Genomic DNA, 26,633 nt, shown 5'->3' on the forward strand with positions numbered 1-26,633 from the left:
TTGATAGTTAGGGTTGTTATTTCTAAATTACAATTTCTAGCAGGGGTCAAGGGATTTAGTAATTTTGTCTAGCTTTGCTCAACGTTCAGTATTCATCCGCCACTTTCTAAAACTTGCATCTGTAAATGTTCTTTCAAATCTAATGGTTCCGTTGGCAGGACTAATAGATGTAATGTTTTTAGGGCATTTAACGGAAATTCGCCATTTAGCAGGTGTGGCACTAGCAACAATTTTATTCAATTATATTTATTGGACATTCGGTTTCTTACGCATGGGTACAACTGGAATGGTTGCACAGGCGATCGGGCGTAAAGATAACCAATCGGCAGTACTCATTGGTTTACAACATGGAATGTTAGCACTGATATTAGGACTCGCCATCCTGATATTTCAACAACCTTTACAAATATTAGGGTTTGCGATTCTAAGTGCTACACCAGAAGTTAAAAGTTCTGGTGTAGATTTCTATAATGCCTTAGTATGGGGTGCCCCAGCAACACTGATTAACTTTGTCTTGATTGGTTGGTTTCTTGGACAAGCACAAAGTAGTAAAGTGTTGTTGCTTTCAGCTATTAGTAATTGTGCAAATGTACTACTTGATTATCTATTTATTGTTCAGTGGGGATGGGCAAGTAGAGGAGCTGGGTTAGCGACAGCCACTAGTCAGTATCTCATGCTAATGGTAGGGATTTTGCTATATTGTCAAACAATTTCATTTAAACAAATACAAGCTTTAATTGGGGAACTATTTGACCTATCTGCTTTAAAATCAGCTTTAATGCTAAATGGAGAAATTATTATTCGGACTTTCGCTTTAATTTCGACAATGGCAATGTTTAGCAACCTCAGTTCTATGTTAGGAACTGAAATTCTGGCGGCAAATACCCTGCTGATGCAAGTGGTGAGCTTGGCAGCATATTTCATTGATGGCTTGGCATTCGCTACTGAGAGCTTGGCTGGAATTTTTCAAGGTAGTGGAAATATTACTTCTTTAAAAAAACTGTTGCAAACTTCTGTAGTCAGTAGCTTAATTATAGGATTAATGTTTGCTACTGCATTTATTTTTGCCCCAGAATCACTGTTAAGATTACTGACCAATCATACTGAAATTATCAATAATTTACGCTCTTATATTCCTTGGTTATTACCAGTTTTAGGTTTTGGTTCAGTCGCTTATGCGCTAGACGGTTATTTTCTAGGGTTGACTCAAGGTTATATACTTCGGCAAGCTATGCTTACAGCCACTGTAATCGGTTTTATTCCATCAGCAATTACAGCTTGGTATTTTCATAATAGTCATTTACTATGGTTATCAATGTCTTTATTTATGGCAGCAAGAACAATAACTCTGGCATTGTACGTACCAAAATCATTTTGTAAAACACAGTGAGGGTAGGGTTGCAGGTTAGGTTCGGAGAAAATCAAGAAGAGTAGAAATAAGCGTTGTTTATTGACAAAGATTTGGGCGTAGACATAGCCCGTCGTCGTTACAAAACTTTTTCCTCAGACATTCAAGAAATGTAAGTAAGTATTAATACTACTTAGTTAAGGAATTTCTTAATAAATAAATTATCTAATCTTCTCAGGTGAGCATCTTGCCCGGCATATAAGGGGACAGTTCGGGAACAAGCTGTTCTTAAGAGAAAAATTACTGAACAATAACGCTCTTATCTCTCCTACTTTCCGTGCTTATCCGAACAGCATTAAATCAGTGAACAGTTAAGCTAATGAGCATATAAGTTGCATATAAGTTACATATAAGTTGCATAAAAGCATGGGTAGAACTGCTTACTATAAGCAAATCAACCTGAAAAAATGAATGACGATTAGCTTAATCATTGGAAGCAGTTGCAGATTTGACCCCGAATCAAACACGCCACTTGTATTCGTCGGGGACTCTGACTCCCAACGGACAAATTAACTGATAACTCATAACTTTTGAGGGCTAGCCCTCAATCCCTCAATTCTTTTTTTCCAATAATTATTCTCTATTTTGTGGCATAAATTTAATTAATGCGGGTGATATGTATACAGCAGCATTGATCACTAAGAAGTTCCTTATGAATAACTCCACCTACCAGCTAGACGATTCCGGTTTAACATTGCCAATTTCCCAATCAGCTCGCATAACTGCCCAGCAATTTGCGAACCAGCAGCCAAATTTTGAAAAAGCAGAGCAAGTTCGGCTGAATACCCTCGCTGTGTGGGTGGTGAATGACTACTTAGAAATGATGGATATTCCTACTGATCTCCAAGCTAGTGACAGCTGGAACCCGATTATGCGCCTCTGTGGGGATGTAGCTGATTTAGAAGTGCCCTCAATTGGTCGTCTGGAGTGTCGCCCTGTGCATCTGCATCAGCAGATATGTTCCATTCCTCCAGAAACTTGGGAAGAACGGGTGGGTTATTTAGTAGTTCAATTTGATGAATCCCTCCAAGAAGCGAGGCTACTTGGTTTTATCCCTAGTGTCGAAAATGAAAGGTTGCCTTTAGCGCAATTGCAACCATTGGAAGCGTTTATCGACCACCTGGGACAACTGCGCCAATCCCCAGCTAGTCCACTGGTGAATCTAAATCAATGGTTTGCTGGTATATTTGAGACAGGTTGGCAGACTATTGAATCTTTGTGGAACGCGCCAGAACTCAGACCAATTTATGCCTTTCGCAGTACTGATACTGTGGAACTAAATGCTCTTAACCGACCAGAATCAATTACTAAACGTGCAAAACTGATTGATTTGGGTATCCAAATTCTCAACCAACCCGTCATGTTGATTGTAGAAATCAGCCCAGAAAAGGATCAGCAAACCAGTATTCATCTCCAATTGCACGCCACTGGTAATCATATTTACTTGCCACCAGGAGTTCATCTGACTGTTTTAGATAGTTCGGGAACAGTATTTCTAGATGCTCAATCTAGAAAATTAGATAACTACATTCAGTTGCAGTTTCGCGGTGAACCTAGAGAGCAATTTAGCGTTAAGATAGCCATAAATGATACTAGCATTACCGAATATTTTAGAATTTAAAACATCTAGCTATCTTCCCTTTTTGTCGATAATTTATTAAGTGGTAATTGGTTAATTAAAAATTCAAGCCTGCTTTTAGGGATTTTGAAAAAAATCTGTAAATGCTTGTAGAGCTTGTTATGAGACATGAGAACAGGGCATGGTTTCGTACAGGGAGATAGCGACGGTCATGGGTAAGTTAGTGGTTCTGAAATTTGGAGAGGGTAGTTTTGAGCAAGGGTTTGCTGTCACCCTCGAAATTGGTGAAGAACACGAGCGTGCTACAACAGAAATTACGGGAAAACTACCTTCATTTCCCGAAATGCCGCTCTATTACAGTCATTGGCAGTCTAGTTATCGGCAGATAGGCAATCGTTATCGTCTTCATGCTGACAAAATGCAGGTGACGAATGTCTCGATGATTCAAGACTGCGAAAACGCTTCTCATATTTTGCGGGCCCGCTTTAATACATGGCTGCGAGCAGAGGAGTTTCGCCCTTTGAGGGAAAAATGGTTAGAAAGATTGTCGTCCACGGAAGAAGTACGGGTAATTTTGCAAACAGAAAATAGCCAATTGCAGCTATTACCCTGGCATCTGTGGGATTTGTTAGAACGCTACCCCAAGGCTGAAATCGCCCTTTCTTCACCATCTTACGATCGCATTCACAAACCACGCACAAAAAATAAATTAGTCAATATTTTAGCGATTGTGGGCAATAGTCAGGGAATTGACACCCAGGCTGATCAAGCTTTACTGCAACAGTGTAGTAATGCAGAGGTTAGTTTTCTGGTAGAACCACAACGGAAGGAATTGACTGAGCTTCTTTGGGGAAAAAACTGGGATATTCTCTTTTTTGCTGGGCACAGTTCCAGTAACAAAAATGGAGAAAGCGGACGAATTTATCTGAATAAAACTGATAGCCTCACCATTGGCGAGTTAAAGTATGCTCTAAAAAAAGCCATTGAAAACGGCTTGCAACTAGCTATATTCAACTCCTGTGATGGATTGGGATTGGCGCGAGAACTGGCTGATTTGCAAATTCCTCAGATGATCGTTATGCGTGAACCTGTCCCAGATCAGGTTGCCAAGGAGTTCTTAAAGTATTTTCTCGAAGGTTTTGCCAGTGGCGAGCCTTTATATCAGTCGGTACGCCAAGCGCGGGAACGGTTGCAAGGACTTGAGGATAAATTTCCCTGTGCGACTTGGCTACCAATGATTTGCCAAAATCCAGCGCAGATCCCACCCACTTGGGATGAATTAAGGTCTACAAAACCTGAAGCACCAAATTTAGGTTTGTCTATCAGACAAAGATTTACAATAACTTTGTTATCCACTTTGGCGATTACAGGCTTCGTTTGTGGGCCGAGATTGCTGGGATTGCTGGAAAATCCAGAGATTACAGCCTATGACTTGATGATGCGATCGCGCCCTGCGGAGGGACTTGATTCCCGACTCTTAATAATCACAATTGACGATAACGATCTAGCAATTCAAAGAAAAAATAACGAGGATTTGATTGGAGCTTCCATTTCCGAAAAATCTCTTAACAAACTCCTGGCAAAACTGAATCAATACCAACCCCGTGCGATCGGCTTGGATATCTACCGTGATTTTAAAGCCAAACAACCAGATTTAATTACTCGTCTTCAAAAAACTGAGAATTTGATTGGCGTATGTAAAGGGAGCGATATTACAGTAAATATCCCAGGAAATCAGCCGCCGCCAGAAATCCCTAAAACAAATTTGGGATTCAGTGACTTTATTCATGATCGTGATGGAGTTATCCGTCGGCATCTTCTGTTCATGAATCAAGAGGCGACATCGTTATGTCCTGCTCCCTTTGCATTCAGTCTAGAACTCGCTTCCCTCTATCTGCGCCCTTCAGGAATTGAACCAAAATTCACCCCTGAAGGGAATTTACAGCTAGGTAAAACTATTTTTCCAAACCTGAAATCTCGTACTGGCGGCTATCAAAATATTGATGCCAATGGCGGTCAAATTTTACTCAATTACCGTTCACCAAAACAAATAGCCGAACAGGTGAAGCTAACCCAATTTTTATCTAGTCCAATTAACCCAAGTGCTATCAAAGATAAAATTGTTTTGATCGGTGTAGTGGCAAAGGGAGATTCTCCAGACATCTGGCCTACACCCTATGGCGTTCCTTTAGATGAGCAAATGCCAGGAGTGTTAGTACAAGGACAGATGATCAGCCAAATCCTCAGTGCAGTGCAGGATGGGCGACCCTTGCTGCGGGTTTGGTCACTGTGGGCTGAGGTGGTCTGGATTTGGGGCTGGTCTTTAATAGGGGGAGTCCTGGCTTGGCGAAAGCTTTCCTTCCCTTGGTTGGCATTGGCAGTTATTATTACCTCTAGTGTTCTATATTTAGTTTGCTTTGCTCTGTTAATTTCGGGTGCTTGGGTGCCTTTTGTACCTTCGGCTTTGTCGTTGATTGTCACGCTTGGCTTGATGTCAATATTTAATTCAACAACAAAAGTTCGGGTGGCTACCAGGGAATAGGGTAATACACTTAGTTAAGAAAATTGATCTGTTAAGGCAGGCAGGGGGAGAAGAACCTGATAATTGTATTGGACAGAAGAATTTAGATAATTTAAATTTTGGAGTTTAATAGAGAATGGGGAAGGATTATTTTATGAAATTTTTGGATAACCAGCAGATAAATCTACATACAAGGTTTGCATATTTAAGGGAAGGTTTTTATGAAGTCAAATTCACAACAGATAAAACTGTTTTTAGTAGTAGCTCTTAGCTGCACAAGTTTACTCGTTAGCCTGACTCCAGTAATGGCAAAACCAACTCTTGATTCTTCACCTAGCGATGGTGGTGCTAAAACGAACCTTGCTCAAGCTAAAGCCTTTAATCAACCCTCCCTTCCATCTGGCCCCCCTCCTGGAGGTCGGGTTCGTGGTGGAGCAAAGCGCGACGGCGGGGATGCATGTCCACTTCCTATTACTAAAACTGACCTGACTGCTTTAGTGCCTTTTACTGAGGAAGCTGACTCAGTGATTAATGTCTGGGGACAGACAACGGTAGAACGCCCAAGTTGGTTTTTCTATGTGCCTTATACTAAAGATTTGCCCTATGCAGTTGAATTTGTGCTGCAACAGGACTTGAAGGACATTTACAGAGAAGCGATCGCTCTACCAGATAAAGCAGGAGTCATGCGCGTTTCTCTGCCTACCAGCGCTCCTGCCTTAGCACTAAACAAACAATATCGCTGGTTTTTAACCGTTAAGTGTGACCACCAAGATAATTCTCCCCCGACTTTCGTCGAAGGAGTAATACAACGAATCAAACTCAAACCAGCCGCTCTCAAAGAGCTACAAACCACACAACCTCTAAAGCGCTATGCCATCTATGCCCAAAATGGGATATGGTACGAGGCACTGACGATATTGGCCCAACTGCGCGATCAAAATCCTAAAGATGCAGCACTACAAGCAGAGTGGCAGAATTTGTTAAGCAGCATCCGTTTAGATGATATTGCAGCAGAACCGATTGTTTCGGAAAAACCTTAGACTAAGAAACACATTCCCAGAGCAACTAAGCAGGTAGCGATAATTAAACATAAAATAAAATCCTAGTTGGTAGTGAGCGGTAAATCGACCACTACCAACTAGGATTTTCAGAACTAAAATCTAAAATTGATTAACCTAGTTTGGGGGTTTAAGTTGCATAGCTTCTATCAAGCAGGGCGAATGGAAGCCTAAATCTAAATCCCCGGACGCTCTCTACGTTCGCGCAGCGTGTCGCAGACAGACGCTAAAAGCGTAGCTTGCTTCTCTGAAAAAGTACGCAGACTCGCTAACACAAAACGTAATTGCTCTCTTCTCTACGAAACGCTTTGCAAACGTAGCGGGGAGTAGCAAGAGTGCGAATTGCCAATTGCCAATTGCGAATTGTTTTAATCTTCTTTTTGCAAGATATCATCATCAATGCGTCGCTGCCGATTAATATCGGGATTTTCTGCTGTCCAATTATCATCTGCTCCAAGAGATTCAGGAACCATCACAAGCTCAGTCTCTTTTTTATGGTTATTCCCCCATTCATCCAAAACATCTTTGATCAGTACTTCTTGCAACCAAATTTTAGCAACAACAGTCAGGGGTAGCGCCAGAAATAATCCTAAAAAGCCAAAGAAAGTGACGAAAAATAGTTGGGCAATTAAGGTTACGGCTGGCAGCAATGAGACTTGCTGCGCCATCACAATTGGCGTGATGAAATTACTCTCAGCCTGTTGAATAAAAAAGTAGAGAATTAGGACAGCGACCGCTTTCCAAGGTTCATCCAAGAAGGCGATCGCTATTGCTGGTATTACACTAATTGTCGGCCCCAGATTGGGAATCAAGTTCAAAAACCCAGCTAAAACCGCTAAAGCTAGTGCTGCCTTTACATGCAAAATTGATAAGCCAATCAGACTCATCAGCCCCACTACAAGGATGGCAATGAAAGCGCCTGTAATCCATCCCTCCAAGGAAACTTCACATTTATCTAAAATCCCATCTACCCGCCGCCGATAAAATGAGGGGAAAAGCCGCACAAATACTTTGCGGTAAGCCACGGGGTCGGCTAAGATCATTCCGGTTAAAACCAACACTAGCAAAATCTTAAGAACAACTTCCAAAGAGCCAGATACAAAGGCGAAAGAGTTTCCCAGTAGCCGATTGACAATGGGCTGTACTTGTTGGATAAGGCTGTTGATATCTGGGATGTAAGGAAGCAACTGCTTAGGAATATAAGTTCTCAGCGTATCAAGCCAACTATTAAAACGCTCAAACCCTTTAGGAACCTGATTGGTTAGTTCTTGAAACTGCTGTGCAAATGGCGGCACAATTAGCCAGAAAAAACCCGCAATAACTGCAAAAAAGATAGCTACTGCGAGGAGGACGGCGAATCCACGCTTCATCCCAAAGCGTTGGAAGCGTTTCGCTAGCCGGTTTAAGGTGGTGGCTAAGACAACTGCGGCAAACATGAGCAAAAGCACTTCCCGAATTTGCCAGAGGATGTATAAAGAAAGAAGTATGGCGATTAAGCCGATCCATTGACCGAGGTTCACAGGCTAACTCCCAACCGTTGGCGAGATGCAATTTTTTGGTAATTCAGCTAGATTAACTGATTTTAGTAACTTGTGCGTCTATGGTTTGAGTTAATTTTGTTTCTGTGCTTGGAATCGCCACAGTAGCGCGATCGCTATAATCACAATTGGCAACAATACTATAATTAGCGCGTTGGTTGCTGTCGCCGGAATTGATAGGCTTGGCCCCGCATACTTAATTAATACTGATAACAAAGCCGAGAGTAAAAGCAGTTTCAGAACAAATCCTAGTTGATTTTGCATAAAAGTATGGCATACAAATTTTTGTGGTACACACGAATTTGCGCTGTACCGCCCAGTTTCTACAATAAACCTACAGATACAATCCTTTGCAACTTTCTTTGGGAAATGCGTTCGCTTTATTTACGTCAAACTCAACCAGCCAAAAACTTGTTCTACTGTTAGTTCTAATTCGATACCGTCAAGGATGGGTAATTTATCAGCACCTTCGTATAATTCCACTCGCCCTCCAGGAAAAATCCCTAGCACACTTTCGTCTTCAGGGTTGATTAACCAGCCGAGTTCAGTACTATTGCGCGAACAATGCAATAATTTACTCAATACTTTTTTTAATCCTTGGTCTGGGGAAAGAATCTCAATTGCCCAGTCGGGATGAATTTCAAAGCGGTTAGCAATTCTGCCAGATGAAGTTTTAGGAATTCTATCCCAGCGAAACACAGAAACATCAGGGACGATAGAAGCACCGCCAAAGGTGCAGCGCAGTTCTGGGAAAGCCAAAGCAATTTTTTGACTTTCGGTTAGCTGATTGATGACATGACAAGATTTGCTCCGCAGTAGGCTATGTTGACCTTGGGGCATTGGTTTTTGAATGATTTCCCCGTTGATAAAGTCTGATGCTGGCTCAGTTTCTGGCAGTTTGAGGAACTCATCTAAAGTTAGCTGGGGTTGAGTTGCGATCGCCATAAGCAAATAGCATGGAGGGGATAGTTTTATTATGGGCGTGCGATCGCCTACTCTTAAAGCAAGCTACGCCTCGCATCCTTCGTTTGTGATAAGTACTACATCCAACTCAGCCAACCAAAAACCTCTTCAACTGTTAATTCCAACTCGATACCCTCAAGGATGGGTAATTTATCAGCACCTTCGTATAATTCCACTCGCTGTCCAGGAAAAATCCCTAGCACACTTTCGTCTTCAGGGTTGATTAACCAGCCCAGTTCAGTACCATTGCGCGAACAATGGAATAATTTACTCAACACTTTTTTTAACCTTTGGTCTGGGGAAAGAATCTCAATTGCCCAGTCAGGATGAATATCAAAGCGGTTAGCAATTCTGCCAGATGAAGTTTTAAGAATTCTATCCCAGCGAAACACAGACACATCAGGGACGATAGAAGCACCGCCAAAGGTACAACGCAGCTCTGAGAAAGCGCAAGCAATTTTTTGGCTTTCAGTTACGTTATTAATGACATTACAAAATTTAGTCTGTAGTCGGCTATGTTCACCTTGGGGCATTGGTTTTTGAATGATTTCTCCGTTGATAAAGTCTGATGCTGGCTCAGTTTCTGGCAGTTTGAGGAACTCATCTAAAGTTAGTTGGGGTTGAGTTGCGATCGCCATAAGTAAATAGTATGGAGGGGATAGTTTTATTATGGGCGTGCGGCCTAATATAGTTCGGTTAAGGCAAGAGACGCGATAAATCGCCGTCTTTACAATAATCAGTCCTTTGTAGAGACGGCGATTTATCGCGTCTTTGTGATATGTAATTTCGTCAAAAAACCTTAATCTTTGCGCCTTTGCGTGAGAAGCTGGAAGGTTTGGATCGATTTTTTGGAGTAATTCGGAATCTTGTTTGAGAATATTCTGAAAGCTATCTATGTAAGCAGCCTGACTAACTAGTAGCACACAGCTTTCTAAACTTGGCTCTTTGTTGGTTGCATCAATAATGAACTTTAGGATGGTAATGGCGACGGGGGCAAAGGGAATTATTTCTTTGGTAATTTGTCCGAGAGGAGAATTAAATACATCTAATAGCGACGAAATCTGTTCTACATAAGGTTTGAAGTTTTGAACATTGGGTTTTTGCTCTTTAATTGCCTTTGCCAAATCAAGCACGGCTTTAGCTGCTTCGGCTCCAGTCTTTGTTACCTCTACGCCTTGTCCCCAGTTCAAATCCTGAATGTTTTGCAAAAACTTCCAGAGTTTCGTCATCGCCATAGACTATTCTCCAACACCATCAATTTAGTAAAAATGCGCCTGTCTAGCGTTTCTCGTGTGTATGCAATAGACTTTGACCTCACTTCCATTCCTCTCTCCTAAAAGGAGAGAAGCTTTGAATCTTACTCCCCAACGCTAGTAGGGAAGGGGTTGGGGGTTAGCTCTATATTGGACTCAACTGAGAACCGCTATATTACTTAACTCAAATTCAACCAGCTAAAAACTTGTTTAACTGTCAGTTTTACCTCGGTATCAGTGAATGTAGGCAACTGATAAGCTATTGTATATAATTTAACTCGCTACTTGGAAACGCTGTTAGCAGAGTTGTAAGTTTCACATAGAGGCGCAGAGGCGCAGAGAGTTTTTAAATTTTGTTGTCTACAAGTATCAAAGACTCGTCAACGGAGATAAAAGGTGGATTCATCCAGTTCAAAGACTCGTCAACGGAGATAAAAGGTGGATTCATCCAGTTCAAAGACTCGTTAATGGAGATAAAAGGTGGATTCATCCAGTTCAAAGACTCGTTAATGGAGATAAAAGGTGGATTCATCCACTTCAAAGACTCGTTAACGGAGATAAAAGGTGGATGAACAGACGCGATTAATCGCGTCTCTACTAACTTCGTTGCCAAATTTTAATAGTCTTATCCAAACTCCCACTAACCAACATCTCGCCGGAAGCTGTGAAAGCTAACGCTGTGACTATATTCCCATGACCTGTAAACGTACCCAGCAATTCACCAGTTTGTAAATGCCACAACTTAATAGTTTTATCAGCACTACCGCTAGCAATTATTTGTCCATCGGGACTTAATGCGATCGCATATACTCTATCTCTATGTCCTTTAAGAGTATGAAGTAATTCCCCAGTCTCCAATTGCCAAACTTTAATCGTTTGATCCCAGCTACCACTCACCAGCATTTTACCATCTGCACTAATCGCTAAGGAACGAACGATGTGAGAATGACCCATGAGGGTATGCAGTGGTTGTGCATCCTTTAAACTTTTGACTCCCGTCTGGGGTAAGGTGCGCCAGACTTTAATTTTGCGATAGCTACCTGTAACTAAAGTTTCGCCGTCTCGACTCAAAACTAGAGAATGAGCAGCTGTATCATCTAAAGAGAGTGCGATCGCTACCTGACGTTGCATCAAATCCCAAAACAGAATTTTTCTATCATCTCCGCCTGTCGCTAACATTCTGCCGTCTGGGGTAAAAGCAGCACACCGCACTACCCCATTATGTTTGTGCAAAATATCTATCAAATCTAAAGCGCCTACATGCCAAAGCTTAATTGTGGAATCTGCACCACAACTGACTAAAGTCTGTCCATCTGAACTAAAAGCTAGGGAATTCACTTCATCCACCAGCCCAGATATCACCCAAGGATACTCTGATAATGTATCTATTAATTCACCCTTGCTTAAATCCCAGAGTTTCGTCTCTCCCCGACTACCACTTGCCAATATGGGTAAAGCTTTGCCATTATTACACCCAGAACTGAAAGCTAGGCAATTAATACCTCTGGTGTGTCCTTGCAAAGTCTGCCAGCATTCCCAGTCACCGACTATACCCTTAAGGCAATGCTCTGATGGTAGAGTCTGTATTGTATCTGCGATCGCATTCTCATTAATTAATGGCGACGTCTCTTTTTTACTAATAAGTGATTCTAAATACCAACTCAACCCCCCCGCATACAACAAGTGACTCGGATTAATGTAGAGTTTTGGTTCAGTAAGTTCAATTTGATTTGCAGGTAAAAAGCCTGTAATTATGCACTGCTTCTCGTCGTATCCTAGCTTATCTGTAGATGGATAAAATAAACACAGAAAAATTAATACTTGGTGCTTTCTTAAATCTTCTTGAGTAACCGACCACCTAATTTTGTCTTTCTTAATACCATTAAAACTTTCTCCATCAGCAACATAAACTTGAATACTCAGCTGAGGATTCTCTTTTAGTACATAAGAAAACTTACTTTCGCCACACAAATTTCCCTCATCATCTAAAACCATGTTTTCCACAGTATCTTGTGATACCTTTTTTACCAACTTCCCCAAACGTTCAGTTATCACTCGGTCAACAATATGCTCCCGTAAAAGATAATCTTGGGCTTGTTGTTGGAAGTATTTGGGAAAAGGTATCGTCCAGTCAGGAGGTTCAGGATATTCAGGTGGCGTTGGCGGCGGATTTTTGGCAAGAACTTCTGCTTGTTGGCGAGAAAGTTCTTGGAGTCTAGCCAAAGGCTCACCCCAAAAAGCCATAATTTCCGTGTGACAACCTTTTACTTGACTTTCCAGCAAAGATAAGTCATAAGTTTTAGGTTTTTTCACACGTTGAAGGAAGTCAGCTTGTTGAGATTTGAGTAAGCTAATCCAATCCATCTGCATTCCTGCGGCAAACTATTGCATACCTACGGTAAGCTATACCAATGCAATTACTCAAGTTTATAACCTTAGTTAATTAAAAATACAGTAATCTTAGTAGTCTAATAAAACACAGCAATTAGCAGATGCTTCCGTGAAAGATAGAGATTATTGCACTTAGATATTTCATGAACTGATGCAGTTGAAGTATATAGAATTAAATGATGTCAGTCAATTCTAACGGAGATGGAGAACGAGATACTGTTTCTAGGAAAACAGTTATAGCCGCAAAGGAAAGTTTAATGTGAGAGGGATTTCAAAGGTTGCCATAACCTGAAGTCAACAAATCCCTACACAAAAATAACGTATTACAGTACGGTGGAAGTAAACCACCCATCCCAAATCAATGAAACCCTTGCGGTATAATAATTACTAATTACATTAGCGTAACCCATTACGAATTACAAATTATTTTAACCTTTGCGTTTTGGTTGTCTCGGTGTAGTACTTACATCAGAGGAGTCGCCAAAAGTATCCCTTGCCTCAATCTGTTTAATTTTCATTTGCAAGTTCAACTCATCACTGCTAACAATTGTTTCTATATTGGCTAATCTCCTCTCTAGCAGTTCTATCTGCTGCTGTTGCAAATAGTTAGTTTTTGATTTTTGCTCATCAGAACGCCAAACAGCAACCGTACCAACAGCTGCCCCACCAATTGCAACTAAAGGAAGAATAGCACCGCTTTTAGTAACGGCTGATAGTGGGATGCAAACTCCGAGAATGGCGACTGTAATTACCCAAATTCTTGTGGTGGCAGATAATCTGACATCCTGATAGTGTTCTAAATTGGGTTGAGATTTTTTAGCCATAATGTTTATCCTTAAAAACTTATTTGCTAGATTGGCACAATTGTTTATTACAATACTTACTGCAATTAGGTTAAGTATATTTTTTGCTAGTATTTTTAATTACCAGTAGGTCAACATAATTCAACGTAAAATGCCAATCAGCGAAATGATTTTCCTGACTTCTATACAGACGCAATTAATCGCGTCTCTACTGCTGCCTTCTACTTAGTTACTTCGTTATTTTAGATCATTAGATTTTGCTTGCGAGGAGCAGTTGTACGCTGAGAGGAAGATTTTCTCCAGCACAGATACTGGAGAGTCAGCTAGAAAAAAGTATGGGAATTGAGCCAGCTAATCCAGAAAAGGCACCTTTTCCAGTAGTGATTTTCTTCAATGGCTATAACTGTGATGCTCAACAATACCAATGGTTAGCGGTTAAATTGGCTGAACGTGGATTAGTAGTGGTTCTCTTTAATTGGATTGCCAAAAATCTACCAGGCGTAATTAGCCTCACACCTGGAGTTGATTTTGAAAAACTGAAGCCCACAATTTATCCTGCTGCTCCTACAGCTTTGGCTTTGCCAGCACTCCTAACTAAACTCGAACAGTTACAAAATCAAGGAGTTTTAGCAGGAATGTTGGATTTACAACGCATCATTCTCGGTGGACACTCTGTGGGTGGTTTAGTATCGCTCACAAATGCTGACCCTCGGTTTTTCCCTGGAGTTGCTGCATCTTTTTCTTATGGCGCCAGTAGCAGAGGACTTTCAACCATAGGGTATGAACCAGGAACTATCTTGCCTTTACCAGATTCCCTTCCACTGCTACTGATGGGAGGAACCCGTGATGGATTTATGCTTACCAGTAGCGAACTTTATGGTATAAGTCCTGGGGATGCTACTATCCCAGTTAGTTACACGTACATTCCAAGAAGCAATCGCTGGGGGACGAAATGACAGCTATCTGGTAATCTTAGAGGGAGCAAATCACTTTTCGATAGTTGATGAGCCAGACTCCACTACAGTTAGACCCTCTCTCGACTTAAAAGCTACTCAATCTCAATAAAATTTGCGTTTGCTGATGAGTGAAATTATTGGTCTGTTTATTGACACTTATGTTCGCCACCAGCCAGAAAAATCTCAGGAGCTTGAGCAATTATTAACTGCTGCCAATCCTTTGATAAAATCTTTTGAGCGTAAGTAGTTAAATTTATTATGACAAGTGCATCTTATATTTTTCTGGCTGGAGCAAGTCGCGGTGTTGGTCGAGAAATTGCTCAATATCTCACAGCGCAACAGCTAAAGGTAAAAGCACTCCTGAGAACAGCAGCAGTTGCTAGTGAACTAGAAAAAATCGGTATTGAGGTGGTTCTGGGAGATGCCTTGAATGTTGGCGATGTAGAACGCGCAATGCTTACAGATGAATCTATTCACACCGTTATCAGTACAATTGGCGGTTTACCATCAGATGTAGAAAGACCCGATTACCCTGGTAATAAAAATCTGATTGATACAGCAGTTAAAGCTGGGGTGCAAAAGTTTATTCTTGTCTCTTCCATTGGTGCTGGCAATAGTGTTGTTGCTGCGTCACCCCAAGTTTTAGCGGTACTTGGAAAAGTTTTAGCTGAGAAAGACAAAGCTGAACAACACTTAATTGCCAGTGGACTCACCTATACAATCATCCGTCCTGGTGGACTAAAGTCAGAACCAGCAACGGGTAATGGTGTTTTAACTGAAGATCCGCACATTATTGGTAGCATAAATCGTGCAGATGTCGCACAGTTAGTTGGTCGCTGTTTAAATAGCGATCGCACCAATAATAAAATTTTGTCAGCGATAGACCGAAATATGCAATTTGGACAAAGAGAATTTGCGGAATTTAATTTGGAGTAATTTAAGCACGCCACCGGAGTATCTGACCCTTGACAGGATTCACAAATTCTCGTCCTTCAGCGACAGACTTAGCATACTCTCGCTTTAACTGGTAATACCACTGCGCCTGCATATCTGAGTCTTTAATCAGTCGTAGCACGGGATTATATTTCAAACCAATCTGCTGCTTTTCTACAACCGTTCGGTCTTGGCCAATGAAAGTCCGCGCCAACACATGTAACAGTGGCTTGAAAAACCCTACCCAAGGAAGCGTCCAATAAAGAGCAAAAGTTACCTCAGTTTCTGTGTCTGAAATTGGTGTAACTGCCGTTAAATTAACGACTCGATGCTTGCCAATTGTGGTTTCTTCGATTCTGACTCCAGGTAAACGAAAAGAAATTTCCGTTTCCGGTACACCACCGCCAATCAGCCAGTATAATCTGCCTCCATTCGCTGGTAATCGGTGTCGTCGCATTGTGAAGCCGTAGGGCGAAGCATCGAATTGCTTCACTTCTTCGTGCAGTTGCTCACTTCGCCACCACCAAGCGCGATGAACATAAGGTGAATGAGCAGGGTCCATCAGACCTACCACTGCATGATCTATAAAACAAGGGAATTTTACCACTTCTACGAATTGGTGCGATCGCTCGCCAAACCCTGGAATTACCGGAATCTCCATCTCAGAAGCAGGTTGAGGATTATCGGGATCAGCCATATATATCCAGATATTCCCTTGTGCTTCCCAAGTTTCATAGGAATGTACGTCAAAGCGCCTCAAATCCATCTGCTGCTCCTCTACAAGAGATGGAACCGCAGTGCAGCGTCCAGCCGGGTTAAAGCGCCAACCGTGGTAACAGCATTCCACTTCCTGCCCATTGAATCTACCACAACTCAAGGGCACACCACGATGGGGACAAATGTCCGTCATCGCAGAGACTTTACCATCCTGGCTGCGGACTAGCAGCACTGGTTCTCCCAAGAAAATGCGGCTGATCATCATACCTGGCTTAATCTGATTACTAGGCAGAGCATAGTACCAAGTATTACGTAATACAAAGTTATCGTTATTTTTCATGACTAATTGCGTCTGCCTTTGTCACAACGAAAGTTCTGGTTTGTGGAAAGGAAGGTTATGCTTAGAAACATTCTTTCAGGTTTTTAACTGCTGTAGGTAAATTCAACTGAGACACTTGTTGGTCGCGTTCGTAATTCTCTCAGATTTAGGTTGTGGGAGGATTACAGGTGTGAAGTTGCATTATTCGCCAGAAATTTGGAAAAATACCGTTCTTTTGCGCGGCCCATCCAACTCAAAAAACAATACAGATTGCCAGGTTCCCAGAGCTAATTTACCATCCACAATGGGAATTATCTCACTAGTTGTCAGCATCATTGCCATTAAATGAGAGTGAGCATTAATCGGTTCATCTTCCGGGACATCTCTTAAATGCAAGTCATTATGTAAATAGCTGTCTGATTCAGGTGCTAATTTTTGCAAGAACACTTTTATATCTTCTAATAATCTAACTTCATCTTCGTTGATAGCTAAAGCTGTGGTTGTGTGTCGAGAAAATACTAAAACTTGTCCATTCTTAATTGATGTTGAAGTAAGAAAATCTTGGATTTGTGGTGTTATATTATAAATATTAATTTTTGGTTCAGTTTCAATTTCAATTAACTTATTAATAATTGGCATCTCTTCAATTTTATATTTGGGATTACCGACGAGGTACGCCAACACAGCCTAAAGCCCTCATATATTTTAGATTTTGGGTCGCACCTTTGTTGCGCTTCCAGCGCAACTTGGATTTTGGATTGAAGGAAAAATCTAAAATCTAAAATCTAAAATACAAAATTGGATGACTCCTAACTCCTAACTATAGTTTCCAAACCTTGCACTAATCTTTCTATACCATCTTTTGCTGTATCTTTTTGCAGCGCACCGTAGGCAACGCGGAGGTAGCATCCGTCATCCATACCAAAGGTTGTACCTGGAATAACTGCTACTTTATGTTCCTGGATTAGTCTTTTAACTAACTCAAGAGCATCCATCTGAGTATTAACTTTGAGGAAAAAATAAAAAGCACCATTGGCAGGTGTAATGCTACATAAACCTTGTAGGCGATTAAGGGAGTCGAGTACTAGTTGCCGAACTTGAGCGATGCCTACGGCGGGCTGCGCCAATGCACCTATATTACTCTCCAAATACTCCGCTTTTGCTTGCAATGCCCCTAAAGCCGCATATTGGGAAATTACTGGCGGACAAATCAAAATCGTATCCTGGACTTGTTTGACGGAAACAAATAAGTGTTTGGGAATCACCATGTAGCCAATGCGCCAACTGGCAAAACCGTATGCTTTGGAAAAGCTAAAAAGAGAAATGGTGTACTCGCTACTACTCTCAAATGCACCAGGGGAAACATGTTTTACCCCGTTATAGGTAAAGTATTCATAGGCTTCATCGCTGATATGGTAAATGCCGCGAGTGGCACAAATTTGATTTACTTGATGCAATGCAGCTTCTGAATAGACAACTCCAGTCGGGTTATTTGGTGAAATTGTCACCACAGCCCGCGTTTTGGGAGTAATTGCTTGAGCGATCGCATCTGGGCGTAGTTGGTAATTTTCATCTGTCGCCACTAACACTGCACGACAACCAGCCATTGCGATCGCCATTTCGTGGTTGAAATAGTAGGGCGTATTCAGTATAATTTCATCGCCTGGATTAGTGATAGCAAGAATGGCATTCATAAATCCCATATTGCTCCCGGCTGTCACGACGATACAATTTTCCCCATTGATTTCAATACCGTTGAAGGTTTGCAATTTTTCTGCAAGTGCTGTCAGCAACGGGGGAATTCCTTCAACTGATTTGTATAAATTATTAGTGGGTTCGGCTAAGAACTTTGGTAAAAATTCTATCGCTTCCGGTGGTGGATTGTAACAAACAACACCCTGTCCTAGAGAGATTGTTCCAGGAGAGCTTTTAATTAGTTCCCCAACCACAGGAATAATTGGCGACTGTACCGCCTGCATACGAGAGGTTAGGGATTCCATATTTCCTTACCTATTTACCTATCTGGCTTTAGTATCCCTTAATGTGGAAGACATGGAAAGTTCCTTTGTGATAGATTTCCACACTTACAACACGCTTCGGTTAACATGCTTGTCTCTCGGAGATCCCCCAACCCCCCGATAAATTGGGGGGCTTTTTCTCATATTTACCCCCTTTTTAAGGGGGTCGCCGCAGGCGGGGGGATCTTATTTGAACTGCAACAATGTGGGAGTCTATGACCAATTACCCAAAAATTTAGTCAATCGAAATCTGTTGAGGCCCACTTGCTTTGCCATTATGTGCGTCTCTTATGGTGCTGGTGTAACTATTGGAGCGGGTCTGTTGATCCAGCCAGCTTTTTACAGGATCTTCTGCAAGATTGAGCCGAAGCACACCAGAGAATAACCCACCGACAAATGAGACTGGATGCTGGATAAATTCTTTGAATATAGGTGACAATTCAGTAATGAACATTTAGAGACTCCTGGCGATGCCATAAAAAATTATTACTTCTTAATTGATCGTAACCTGTTGAGCAATATATGGTTGACGGTAACGAAGTTGCTAATTTTTTGAGCTTCAAGAACAACAAAATTCCCGACTTCTTTAAGGAGAAGTCAGGAATCAGAGTCTGCTGCATCAACCTAAAGAGAATCTATAAACTGCTGTAGTTTTTCTAGGAGTGGCTGATGTTCGATTTGCTCTGCTAACTCTTGGGCGTTTTGGTAGCACGATCGCGCCATTTTTTTGCGTTTCGTTGTGGCGTAAAGGCTTCCCATATTCAGCAAAGTTGAAATTTCTCCCAGCCCATCGCCGAGTTGTTGATGAATCGCAATGGCTTGTTTATAGAACTTCATTGCTTGCCGATGCTCTGCCAGAGTGCTATAGGTATAACCAATGTTATGAAGCGTTGTTGCCTCACCAGAGCGATCGCTGATTGCTCGACGTGTCAAAAGAACTTGATAGTAGAGCAATAGGGCTTGTTTCGGTTTTCCTAGATCGCTATAGATTGAGGCAATATTATTTAAAGTAGTTGCTTCACCAACCAAATTCTTGACTGCTCGTTCAATTGGAAGCGCTGCTTGAAAAAATTCTAGAGCTTCCTCAAACTTGCCTAAGACGTTGTAAGCAAACCCAATACCATTTAAGGTTGTTGCCTCACCAGAAAAGTCACCTAACAATCGGCGCATCCTCAAAATTTGGTGTTGTAGCAACAGTGCCCGTTTCGGTTCTCCTAACCGGGTATAAATTAGTGCTACATCATTAAGGGTGGAAATTTCACTTTGAGTATCTTGCGATCGCCTAAAGATTGGTAGTGCTTGGTCAAAATATTCCAACGCTTGCGAAAAGCGCCCAAGACGGCTGTAGGTAGAACCTAGATTGCTAAGTGCAGTTGCTTGTGCTGGCGCGTTGCCAATTTCAACAGCAACCGAAAGCGCCTGATGAAAGCGTTCTAATGCTTTTTGAGGTTGCCAGCAACTGAGGTGAGCTAAACCAAGGTCGTTTAATGTATAACCTTCTCTGGCTCTGTCTGGAATTGATCTAGCCAAGTGTAAATTCTCCGTTGCCAGATCCAGAGACTTTTGAAATCTCCCGCGCTGGTAGTAGCGGCTTGCTTCATCACGACGTTGTTCCCACTCTTTGACTTGATTTAAAGGTTGCGTCATCTGACCTCAGTTGCATTCTGCGATAAATAGGCAGGACATCTTTTAGGAATGAACCTCTCTTAGGTTTCCCAAATTTTAACCTTAATCATCTATCTTTAGATATAAGACTTAAACAGAAAAATATGGTATTGTTTCTTACTTACAGGATATGTATGAAGTAATTAATACAAATAACCTAGTAGAACGCATAGCTATGCGTCCCTATCAAAGACCTAAAGCATATATTCTCTATAGCTTTATTGGGTTTGCAGCAGTGGTTTTTATATGTAGCAGTTGATTCGCCCATGACTCTGTAGGCTGCGTGCGAGATATGATAGTTTTAAGATTGCAAAATGTAAAGGGAATCATCCGGCTGCCATTCTGAGTTTGAGACAGCGTAATATACTACATCATGACCGTAATAGCTAGCATTCTTTTCGTACTTCATTCCTACCTTTTGAATCACCCGCACTGAAGCGATGTTTTCTGGATGAGCAATAGCTACTATCCGATCTAGCTTCACTTCCCAAAATCCAAACTTTAAAGTTGCAAGAGATGCTTCAGTTGCTAGTCCCATGTTCCAATAGGACTTGTCAAACACATAGCCAAGCTCAACTTCCGGCGTATTTTCCAGAAACCCAAGTCCACACCGGCCAATCATTGCACCAGTTGCTTTGTATATTACTGCCCACATCCCAAAGTTGTGTTGTTGCCACTGTTGGATATGTTTGTTTAAACTTGCCTGGGTTTGTTCCCTTGTTCTTGGCGACAGATACCTCATGACTTCTGCATCGCTGTAGAGGCGAAACAGGTAATCAAAGTCATTTAGATTGAAGTGCCTTAGTTGCAGCCGCGCAGTTTCGATCTCAGGCATAATTACCCCAATTCAAATTTAAATTTACAAAATGTAAAGAGAATCATCCAATTGCCATTCAAAACGAGCCAGAGCATAATACACTACATCTAAGTTATAAAATTGAGCATTCTTTTCGTATTTCAACCCGCATTTCTCCATCACACGACGCGAAGCTGTATGTTCTGGTGCAGTGATGGCGACGATACGATCTAGCTTGACTTCCTCAAAGCCATACCTCAAACTTGCCTTTGCGGCTTCGCTGGCAATTCCTTGATTCCAATAAGCTTCATCTAACCGATAAAGAACTTCAACTTCCGGGCTATTGGGTAAAAAATTCAGCCCACAATGACCAATTAATTTGACAGTAGCTTTTTCGACTACAGCCCATACACCAAAACCGTGCTGTTGCCAGTGTTTAATAAAAAATTGTAATGTTTCCTGCGTTACTTCTTTTACCTGATCTTTAGGTATAGGCCCTCTGGGTGAATACCTCATAACTGCTGGGTTGCTCAAAATGGGAGCAAGTTCATCCAGGTCTTGAGGAGTATAAGGTCTTAATAACAGTCTTGCAGTTTCTATCTCAGGCATGGTATTCAGAGTAAGAAGACAAACGCTACTTTAAACATGCGTATTTTATAATGCTCTTACTATGAGCATCTACCAATCTCTCAAAAAATCTTATACGCAAGGCCAGCGCCCTGAGAATGACTGGCGGTTGTTTTTGCGTTTAGTGCCTTATGCCCGTCGTAACGGACGGCTATTGGCGCTATCAATGGGCTTACTTGTACCGATCGCCCTAGCTAATGCCGTACAACCACTGTTGATTGGCCAAGCTATCTCCCTAATTCGCAATGAACCAAGCACTTACGAATTTCTTAGGAATCGCCCCATGTCCGAAGGGCTAAATATCCTGGAGGGAGTATTGTTAGTTGCGATCGCAAGCCGACTGATTTTAACAGGCTATCAGGGTTATTTAGTACAAAAGCTAGGGCAACAAATCACCGCAGCAATTCGCCAAGACTTGTTCCAGCATGTGACATCGTTAGCTGTACGCTTTTTTGACCGTACACCCGTAGGTAAATTAATTACCAGAATCACCAGCGACGTGGAAGTGTTAGGCGATGTCTTTTCTACTGGGGCAATTGGCATTGTGTCCAATTTGTTTTCCATGCTGGTGATTTTGGGTTTAATGTTTTCCATCGAATGGCAACTTACTTGCTTGCTGCTAGTGATGTTGTTACCAATTAGCTGGTTAATAGTTTACATTCAGCAACAGTACCGCAAAGCCAATTACAAAGGGCGGGAAGAACTTTCTATATTGAACTCCCAGTTACAAGAAAATGTGGTTGGCATTAACGTGGTGCAGTTGTTCCGTAGGGAAAGATTTAATGCCGAATTGTTTCGCGCCACAAACAGCCGCTACACTCAGCAAATGGATAAAACCATCTTTTATGATTCATTTATTTCAGCCACCTTAGAATGGATTGGTCTGATTGCGATCGCAGGTGTTTTGGGCTTGGGTGGTTCGTTACTATTAGGAAAAAGTTTAGCTTTTGGGACATTATCTGCATTTATCTTGTACGCCCAGCGATTATTTGATCCTTTAAGGGATTTTGCCGAAAAATTTACGGTCATTCAAGCAGGTTTTACTGCCATTGAACGCGTAGGCGATATATTAGATGAACCGATAGAAATCCGCGATCGCGCCAATGTCCGCTTCTCAATATTTGATGCAAAATTTGGCTATATAGACGAAATAGTTGCAAATTTAGAATCCCCAGACCTAACTTCCGCGCCTGAACTGGGAGAAATCCGTTTTGATCACGTCTGGTTTGCTTACAACAATGATGATTACGTAATTAAAGACTTAGATTTCACCATTCATCCAGGTGAAAAAATTGCATTAGTCGGCCCCACAGGTGCGGGTAAAAGTTCGATCATCCGTCTTTTGTGCCGCCTCTACGAACCCACCCAAGGACGCATTCTCATAGATGGTGTAGATATTCGAGAAGTACCCCAGGCAGAACTGCGGCGTTACATGGCAGTAATTTTCCAAGAAGGCTTTTTGTTTGCTGGCGATGTTAAAAGCAACATCTCTTTAGGAGATGGCTATACCATTGAACAGATTCAACAAGCAGCAGAGCAAACCAATATTGCCCAGTTTATAGAAGAACTACCCCAAGGGTATGATACTCAACTGCGAGAACGGGGCACAAATATTTCTAGTGGTCAGAAGCAACTATTAGCCTTTGCGCGGGCTGCCATTCGCAATCCCCAAATTTTGGTACTAGATGAAGCTACTGCTAGTTTAGATGTTGGCACAGAAGCTTTAGTTCAAGAGGCACTAAACCAGCTTTTGCTCAAACGTACTGCGATTATTATTGCTCACCGCCTTTCTACGATTCGGAATGTAGACCGGATTTTTGTTCTAAAACGCGGCGAATTAATCGAGCAGGGAAGCCACGATCAACTACTGCAAGAAGGGGGGCTTTATGCCACTTTGCATAACTTGCAGATGTTGGGAAGTTAGGATATTTTCAGAATAATCTGAAGGCTCAACCTGGAAAATGCTTAGTACAGCTTGGCTTAAATCCAGCTAACATCTCAATTAACAAGACTTAGAGCAACATACCCTTATTAAAGTTAGGTAAACTTCTGCTTTGCAGTACTAGATAGCCATCTGACCTACAACATTTGGCGCACCAATCTGCAAACTCATCTGCTCACAACGCACAGTTAACCAAGGCTGACCTAAACCTATTCCAGAAAAAGGACTTTCGCCGGGGATTTCTAACTTAGAACTAATCAAACCCAACACAGACTCAAATTCAGCAGGGAATATCAGCAAATCACCACCCTTGGCGCCAAAAGCAGAGGCAGTTAACCACTGTCTCCATGCCAAGCTTTGATGATTATAGTTAAGACTACACAATTTCCGGTTTCCCTGATGCACAGTAACATGCTTTCCTTGTTCCCAGGTAAACTCCGCTAATTCCTTTGGCAGTCCCCAAATTTCTCGACCACCAGCCACCGAATCAGCATTATCTACATAAATATGGGAAACCCAGCCACCGATTTTCCTTTGGTAATTAACCACAGCTGGGGCAATAATTAATTCGCTGTACTCTAGTACCGAGCCTGACCCATAATGAGATAAATACACACTAGCGAGAGTTTTACCAGGCCATACAGAAATAATTTCTAACTCTAAGGGAATCAAAGGGCGCACTTGGTCAATGTTTACCAAATGCAGAGTTTGCATAGCATAGCCCTGAAGTGTCCAAGGTGCTTGTGGATATGGCATAAGGGAGTTAGGAGTTGAGAGTAAGGAGTTAGGAATAAAGTTAAGAATTAAGATTAAGAGTTACCAATATTAGTTTTACTCAAACTTCAAACTCCTGTACAGAGGCGATTAATCGCCTCTGTACTCCTAACCCCTAACTTCAAACTCCTAACTTTTAACTCATAACTTCTAAAAAAAAATCCCCACTCAGGGATTTGCCTGAGTGGGTGATATGAGGTGGGACTAAATAATCTTCCCAAAAGAAGTTGGGGAATTATTTGCTCTCTGTAAAATCAGCGTCAATTACATCGTCACCGCTACCACTAGATGTGGAACCACCATCTTGGGGTTCAGCACCAGGTGTAGCACCGCCACCAGCTTGTTGATAGATGTTGCTACCAACAGCGAATAGGGCTTGTTGCAATTCTGGGGTGAGCTTTTTGATTTGCTCATCGTCTTCTTTAGCTACTGCTTCCCGCAGTTCTTTTACCAAACCTTCGACTTTGGTCTTGTCAGCATCGGGAACTTTATCGCCCAATTCTTGTAGCTGCTTTTCAGCTTGGTATGCCAAAGAGTCGGCTTGGTTCTTGCGTTCAATCTTCTCACGCCGTTCTTTGTCAGATGAAGCGTTTTGTTCAGCTTCTCTTACCATCCGGTCAACGTCATTTTTATCCAGGGTGGAAGCGCCGGTTATGCTGATGGACTGTTCTTTACCAGTACCTTTGTCCTTAGCGGTAACGTTAAGGATACCGTTGGCATCAATATCGAACACCACTTCAATTTGAGGAACGCCGCGTGGTGCAGCAGGAATACCATCCAGACGGAAGGTTCCCAAGCTCTTGTTATCGTTAGAGAATTCGCGTTCACCTTGGAGGACGTGAATTTCTACGTTGGTTTGTCCATCCACAGCAGTGGAGAAGACTTCCGATTTCTTGGTGGGAATTGTTGTGTTGCGGGGGATAATTTTGGTCATCACGCCGCCCAATGTTTCAACACCCAAAGATAGCGGTGTCACGTCTAACAGCAAGATGCCAGTTACATCACCAGCCAGTACCCCAGCTTGAATGGCTGCACCAACTGCTACCACTTCATCAGGGTTAACACTTTGGTTAGGGTCTTTACCCAATACCTGCTTCACAATCTGTTGGACTGCGGGAATGCGGGTAGAACCACCAACTAATACCACTTCATCAATATCGCCTTTGTTTAACTTGGCATCCCGAAGGGCGTTTTCCACAGGAACACGACAACGGTCGATTAAGTCAGAGCAAAGTTCTTCAAACTGGGCGCGAGTCAGGGTTGTATCCAGGTGCTTGGGGCCATCCTGGGTAGCAGTGATAAATGGCAGGTTAATTTCTGCTTGAGTGACGCTAGAAAGCTCAATTTTGGCTTTTTCTGCGGCTTCAGTCAGACGTTGTAAGGCTTGTTTGTCTTTCCGCAGGTCAATACCTTCGGCTTTCTTGAACTTATCAGCTAAGAAGTCAACTATTTTTTTATCGAAGTCATCACCGCCAAGGTGGGTATCACCAGATGTGGCTAGTACTTCAAAAACTCCATCTCCTACTTCCAGTACGGATACGTCGAAGGTACCACCACCAAGGTCAAACACGAGAATGGTTTCGTTACTCTTCTTGTCAAACCCATAAGCCAAAGATGCAGCTGTAGGCTCGTTGATAATCCGTAGAACTTCAATCCCGGCAATTTTACCAGCGTCTTTTGTCGCTTGCCGTTGGGAGTCGTTGAAGTATGCCGGAACGGTGATTACAGCTTGGGTTACGGTTTCGCCCAAGTATTTGCTGGCATCTTCAACTAGTTTGCGAAGAACTTTTGCAGAAATTTCTTCAGGAGCAAATGCTTTACCAGCGATTGGACAATCTAATTTGACATTGCCGTTATTGCTGAGGACTTTGTAAGAAACTTCCGTAGCTTCGTTACTCACTTCGTCATAGCGGCGTCCGATGAAGCGTTTGACTGAGTAAAACGTATTTTCTGTGTTCATCACCGCTTGGCGTTTGGCGATTTGCCCAACCAAGTTGTCGCCATTTTTCGCAAATGCGACTACTGATGGCGTTGTCCGAAAACCTTCAGCATTAGCAATTACTGTGGGTTTACCACCTTCCATCACTGCCACACAGGAGTTCGTTGTTCCTAAGTCAATTCCAACTACTTTTGCCATTTTAGGTGCTGGCTCCGTATAACTACAAATGAATGAATGAGAATATAAAGGACTAAATTTTGAACCAACAGGGTCAATAAATCAGCCAGTTCAGCATGAATACCTTTGTTTTGGCTTTTCTGGGGTTAAAACTCCAGATATGCTGATATATATACTGAAGCTTAGTGTTAGCCAGTCCATGAAGGGTGGTTTCCCGAACCTTACTTAGGACGGTTAAACTAACTAAATAGTTTTT

General features: G+C 42.0%; 24 protein-coding genes and 1 pseudogene. 8 read left to right on the forward strand and 17 right to left on the reverse strand.

The features are described from left to right. Positions 1 to 64 precede the first annotated feature (64 nt). The 4 genes from gntT to LC608_RS04850 all read left to right on the forward strand — a co-directional run bounded on the left by gntT (position 65) and on the right by LC608_RS04850 (position 6,548). A complete protein-coding gene (gntT, locus tag LC608_RS04835) occupies positions 65 to 1,390 on the forward strand; it encodes a guanitoxin biosynthesis MATE family efflux transporter GntT (protein ID WP_229552441.1) in 1,326 nt (441 codons plus the stop codon). A gap of 670 nt (positions 1,391 to 2,060) precedes the next feature. Next, a complete protein-coding gene (locus tag LC608_RS04840) occupies positions 2,061 to 3,029 on the forward strand; it encodes a DUF1822 family protein (RefSeq protein ID WP_229552442.1) in 969 nt (322 codons plus the stop codon). Between the two features lie 169 nt (positions 3,030 to 3,198). After that, positions 3,199 to 5,529 carry a CHASE2 domain-containing protein gene (locus LC608_RS04845; RefSeq protein ID WP_229552568.1) on the forward strand — a complete coding sequence of 777 codons (2,331 nt, stop codon included), beginning with the start codon at positions 3,199 to 3,201 and terminating at the stop codon, positions 5,527 to 5,529. A gap of 200 nt (positions 5,530 to 5,729) precedes the next feature. Next, a complete protein-coding gene (locus LC608_RS04850) occupies positions 5,730 to 6,548 on the forward strand; it encodes a DUF928 domain-containing protein (RefSeq protein ID WP_229552443.1) in 819 nt (272 codons plus the stop codon). Between the two features lie 386 nt (positions 6,549 to 6,934). Here LC608_RS04850 and LC608_RS04855 read toward each other — a convergent pair whose 3' ends face one another. The 8 genes and pseudogenes from LC608_RS04855 to LC608_RS04885 all read right to left on the reverse strand — a co-directional run bounded on the left by LC608_RS04855 (position 6,935) and on the right by LC608_RS04885 (position 13,535). Continuing rightward, a complete protein-coding gene (locus tag LC608_RS04855) occupies positions 6,935 to 8,086 on the reverse strand; it encodes an AI-2E family transporter (RefSeq protein WP_229552444.1) in 1,152 nt (383 codons plus the stop codon). 90 nt (positions 8,087 to 8,176) lie between these two features. After that, positions 8,177 to 8,368 carry a hypothetical protein gene (locus tag LC608_RS04860; RefSeq protein ID WP_229493557.1) on the reverse strand — a complete coding sequence of 64 codons (192 nt, stop codon included), beginning with the start codon at positions 8,366 to 8,368 and terminating at the stop codon, positions 8,177 to 8,179. Between the two features lie 120 nt (positions 8,369 to 8,488). Then, on the reverse strand, positions 8,489 to 9,049 hold the full coding sequence (locus LC608_RS04865) for a Uma2 family endonuclease (RefSeq protein ID WP_229552445.1): 561 nt from the start codon (positions 9,047 to 9,049) through the stop codon (positions 8,489 to 8,491). A 95-nt stretch (positions 9,050 to 9,144) separates the two neighbouring features. After that, positions 9,145 to 9,705 carry a Uma2 family endonuclease gene (locus LC608_RS04870; RefSeq protein ID WP_229552569.1) on the reverse strand — a complete coding sequence of 187 codons (561 nt, stop codon included), beginning with the start codon at positions 9,703 to 9,705 and terminating at the stop codon, positions 9,145 to 9,147. Positions 9,706 to 9,918: 213 nt separating this feature from the next. Then, positions 9,919 to 10,302 (reverse strand): annotated as a pseudogene (locus LC608_RS37465) (hypothetical protein); the annotation flags it as partial. A 364-nt stretch (positions 10,303 to 10,666) separates the two neighbouring features. Then, positions 10,667 to 10,933: a hypothetical protein gene (locus LC608_RS04875; protein ID WP_229552446.1), complete on the reverse strand. Its 267-nt coding sequence runs from the start codon at positions 10,931 to 10,933 to the stop codon at positions 10,667 to 10,669. Beyond that, a complete protein-coding gene (locus LC608_RS04880) occupies positions 10,918 to 12,684 on the reverse strand; it encodes a WD40 repeat domain-containing protein (protein ID WP_229552447.1) in 1,767 nt (588 codons plus the stop codon). Before LC608_RS04880 ends, LC608_RS04875 begins: the two co-directional genes overlap by 16 nt. A gap of 455 nt (positions 12,685 to 13,139) precedes the next feature. Further along, positions 13,140 to 13,535, reverse strand: coding sequence for a hypothetical protein (locus LC608_RS04885; protein WP_229552448.1), 396 nt, complete (start codon positions 13,533 to 13,535; stop codon positions 13,140 to 13,142). Positions 13,536 to 13,849: 314 nt separating this feature from the next. On the opposite strand from LC608_RS04885, the gene LC608_RS04890 reads away from it, so the two are divergent. From LC608_RS04890 to LC608_RS04895, 3 genes are all read left to right on the forward strand, one after another. Beyond that, complete coding sequence (locus LC608_RS04890; protein WP_308189827.1) at positions 13,850 to 14,470, forward strand: hypothetical protein; 621 nt, start codon at positions 13,850 to 13,852, stop codon at positions 14,468 to 14,470. 124 nt (positions 14,471 to 14,594) lie between these two features. Next, the gene (locus LC608_RS37195) at positions 14,595 to 14,717 is read left to right on the forward strand and encodes a hypothetical protein (protein WP_308189828.1); all 123 of its coding nucleotides are present in this window, start codon (positions 14,595 to 14,597) and stop codon (positions 14,715 to 14,717) included. Positions 14,718 to 14,728: 11 nt separating this feature from the next. After that, positions 14,729 to 15,406 carry an SDR family oxidoreductase gene (locus LC608_RS04895; protein WP_229552449.1) on the forward strand — a complete coding sequence of 226 codons (678 nt, stop codon included), beginning with the start codon at positions 14,729 to 14,731 and terminating at the stop codon, positions 15,404 to 15,406. A 1-nt stretch (position 15,407) separates the two neighbouring features. Here LC608_RS04895 and LC608_RS04900 read toward each other — a convergent pair whose 3' ends face one another. The 7 genes from LC608_RS04900 to LC608_RS04930 form a co-directional block, all read right to left on the reverse strand. Next, positions 15,408 to 16,460 (reverse strand): aromatic ring-hydroxylating dioxygenase subunit alpha, encoded by a 1,053-nt coding sequence (locus tag LC608_RS04900; RefSeq protein ID WP_229552450.1) that lies wholly within the window; start codon positions 16,458 to 16,460, stop codon positions 15,408 to 15,410. A gap of 180 nt (positions 16,461 to 16,640) precedes the next feature. After that, on the reverse strand, positions 16,641 to 17,078 hold the full coding sequence (locus LC608_RS04905) for a secondary thiamine-phosphate synthase enzyme YjbQ (RefSeq protein ID WP_229552570.1): 438 nt from the start codon (positions 17,076 to 17,078) through the stop codon (positions 16,641 to 16,643). Between the two features lie 170 nt (positions 17,079 to 17,248). Continuing rightward, the gene (locus tag LC608_RS04910; RefSeq protein WP_229552451.1) at positions 17,249 to 18,439 is read right to left on the reverse strand and encodes a pyridoxal phosphate-dependent aminotransferase; all 1,191 of its coding nucleotides are present in this window, start codon (positions 18,437 to 18,439) and stop codon (positions 17,249 to 17,251) included. Between the two features lie 253 nt (positions 18,440 to 18,692). After that, the gene (locus LC608_RS04915) at positions 18,693 to 18,911 is read right to left on the reverse strand and encodes a hypothetical protein (protein ID WP_229552452.1); all 219 of its coding nucleotides are present in this window, start codon (positions 18,909 to 18,911) and stop codon (positions 18,693 to 18,695) included. Between the two features lie 170 nt (positions 18,912 to 19,081). After that, on the reverse strand, positions 19,082 to 20,104 hold the full coding sequence (locus tag LC608_RS04920) for a tetratricopeptide repeat protein (RefSeq protein WP_229552453.1): 1,023 nt from the start codon (positions 20,102 to 20,104) through the stop codon (positions 19,082 to 19,084). 319 nt (positions 20,105 to 20,423) lie between these two features. Then, the gene (locus LC608_RS04925; protein ID WP_229552454.1) at positions 20,424 to 20,957 is read right to left on the reverse strand and encodes a GNAT family N-acetyltransferase; all 534 of its coding nucleotides are present in this window, start codon (positions 20,955 to 20,957) and stop codon (positions 20,424 to 20,426) included. A 24-nt stretch (positions 20,958 to 20,981) separates the two neighbouring features. Further along, the gene (locus LC608_RS04930; RefSeq protein WP_229552455.1) at positions 20,982 to 21,527 is read right to left on the reverse strand and encodes a GNAT family N-acetyltransferase; all 546 of its coding nucleotides are present in this window, start codon (positions 21,525 to 21,527) and stop codon (positions 20,982 to 20,984) included. A gap of 61 nt (positions 21,528 to 21,588) precedes the next feature. On the opposite strand from LC608_RS04930, the gene LC608_RS04935 reads away from it, so the two are divergent. Continuing rightward, positions 21,589 to 23,469, forward strand: coding sequence for an ABC transporter ATP-binding protein (locus LC608_RS04935; RefSeq protein ID WP_229552456.1), 1,881 nt, complete (start codon positions 21,589 to 21,591; stop codon positions 23,467 to 23,469). 138 nt (positions 23,470 to 23,607) lie between these two features. On the opposite strand, the gene LC608_RS04940 is transcribed toward LC608_RS04935, so the two are convergent. Together LC608_RS04940 and dnaK are read right to left on the reverse strand one after the other, a co-directional pair. Continuing rightward, positions 23,608 to 24,243, reverse strand: a complete 636-nt coding sequence (locus LC608_RS04940; RefSeq protein WP_229552457.1) for an acetoacetate decarboxylase family protein — start codon at positions 24,241 to 24,243, stop codon at positions 23,608 to 23,610. A 253-nt stretch (positions 24,244 to 24,496) separates the two neighbouring features. Further along, complete coding sequence (gene dnaK, locus LC608_RS04945) at positions 24,497 to 26,398, reverse strand: molecular chaperone DnaK (protein ID WP_229552458.1); 1,902 nt, start codon at positions 26,396 to 26,398, stop codon at positions 24,497 to 24,499. Positions 26,399 to 26,633 lie beyond the last annotated feature (235 nt).

The sequence above is a fragment of the Nostoc sp. XA010 genome, from assembly GCF_020829625.1.
Lineage (GTDB): Bacteria > Cyanobacteriota > Cyanobacteriia > Cyanobacteriales > Nostocaceae > Nostoc.

Excerpts from the sequence above, each read along its gene's own strand:
- LC608_RS04840 (WP_229552442.1), top strand. The coding sequence starts at position 2,061 with ATGAATAACTCCACCTACCAGCTAGACGATTCCGGTTTAACATTGCCA.
- LC608_RS04845 (WP_229552568.1), top strand. The coding sequence starts at position 3,199 with ATGGGTAAGTTAGTGGTTCTGAAATTTGGAGAGGGTAGTTTTGAGCAA.
- LC608_RS04850 (WP_229552443.1), top strand. The coding sequence starts at position 5,730 with ATGAAGTCAAATTCACAACAGATAAAACTGTTTTTAGTAGTAGCTCTT.
- LC608_RS04860 (WP_229493557.1), bottom strand. The coding sequence starts at position 8,368 with ATGCAAAATCAACTAGGATTTGTTCTGAAACTGCTTTTACTCTCGGCT.
- LC608_RS04865 (WP_229552445.1), bottom strand. The coding sequence starts at position 9,049 with ATGGCGATCGCAACTCAACCCCAGCTAACTTTAGATGAGTTCCTCAAA.
- LC608_RS04870 (WP_229552569.1), bottom strand. The coding sequence starts at position 9,705 with ATGGCGATCGCAACTCAACCCCAACTAACTTTAGATGAGTTCCTCAAA.
- LC608_RS04880 (WP_229552447.1), bottom strand. The coding sequence starts at position 12,684 with ATGGATTGGATTAGCTTACTCAAATCTCAACAAGCTGACTTCCTTCAA.
- LC608_RS04885 (WP_229552448.1), bottom strand. The coding sequence starts at position 13,535 with ATGGCTAAAAAATCTCAACCCAATTTAGAACACTATCAGGATGTCAGA.
- LC608_RS04890 (WP_308189827.1), top strand. The coding sequence starts at position 13,850 with ATGGGAATTGAGCCAGCTAATCCAGAAAAGGCACCTTTTCCAGTAGTG.
- LC608_RS37195 (WP_308189828.1), top strand. The coding sequence starts at position 14,595 with ATGAGTGAAATTATTGGTCTGTTTATTGACACTTATGTTCGCCACCAG.
- LC608_RS04895 (WP_229552449.1), top strand. The coding sequence starts at position 14,729 with ATGACAAGTGCATCTTATATTTTTCTGGCTGGAGCAAGTCGCGGTGTT.
- LC608_RS04900 (WP_229552450.1), bottom strand. The coding sequence starts at position 16,460 with ATGAAAAATAACGATAACTTTGTATTACGTAATACTTGGTACTATGCT.
- LC608_RS04905 (WP_229552570.1), bottom strand. The coding sequence starts at position 17,078 with ATGCCAATTATTAATAAGTTAATTGAAATTGAAACTGAACCAAAAATT.
- LC608_RS04910 (WP_229552451.1), bottom strand. The coding sequence starts at position 18,439 with ATGGAATCCCTAACCTCTCGTATGCAGGCGGTACAGTCGCCAATTATT.
- LC608_RS04915 (WP_229552452.1), bottom strand. The coding sequence starts at position 18,911 with ATGTTCATTACTGAATTGTCACCTATATTCAAAGAATTTATCCAGCAT.
- LC608_RS04920 (WP_229552453.1), bottom strand. The coding sequence starts at position 20,104 with ATGACGCAACCTTTAAATCAAGTCAAAGAGTGGGAACAACGTCGTGAT.
- LC608_RS04925 (WP_229552454.1), bottom strand. The coding sequence starts at position 20,957 with ATGCCTGAGATCGAAACTGCGCGGCTGCAACTAAGGCACTTCAATCTA.
- LC608_RS04930 (WP_229552455.1), bottom strand. The coding sequence starts at position 21,527 with ATGCCTGAGATAGAAACTGCAAGACTGTTATTAAGACCTTATACTCCT.
- LC608_RS04935 (WP_229552456.1), top strand. The coding sequence starts at position 21,589 with ATGAGCATCTACCAATCTCTCAAAAAATCTTATACGCAAGGCCAGCGC.
- LC608_RS04940 (WP_229552457.1), bottom strand. The coding sequence starts at position 24,243 with ATGCCATATCCACAAGCACCTTGGACACTTCAGGGCTATGCTATGCAA.
- dnaK (WP_229552458.1), bottom strand. The coding sequence starts at position 26,398 with ATGGCAAAAGTAGTTGGAATTGACTTAGGAACAACGAACTCCTGTGTG.